General features: G+C 63.3%; 1 protein-coding gene. It reads left to right on the plus strand.

What is annotated here, in order from left to right:
* A partial coding sequence (locus G5A07_RS22065) for a DUF1304 domain-containing protein (protein WP_191864054.1) occupies positions 1 to 205 on the plus strand: 205 nt, incomplete at its 5' end.
* Between the last annotated feature and the right edge of the window lie 10 nt (positions 206 to 215).

Raw genomic sequence — 215 nt, forward strand, 5'->3', positions numbered from 1 at the left:
GGGGCTGTACAACGGCTTTCTGGTAGCCGCACTGGTCATTGGGCTGATCGCACCAGACCCCGCCATCAACGCCGCGTTTGCGCTGTTCAGTCTGATCTGCGTGGCGGTGGCCGGCATCTGGGGCGCCGTCACGGTCAACAAACGAATTTTCTTTGTGCAGACGGTGCCGGCCGCGACTGCGTTGGCGCTGGGGTGGTTCGCCTGAAGGCAATGGG

This window comes from Stenotrophomonas sp. AS012628, assembly GCF_010608305.1.
Lineage (GTDB): Bacteria > Pseudomonadota > Gammaproteobacteria > Xanthomonadales > Xanthomonadaceae > Stenotrophomonas > Stenotrophomonas geniculata.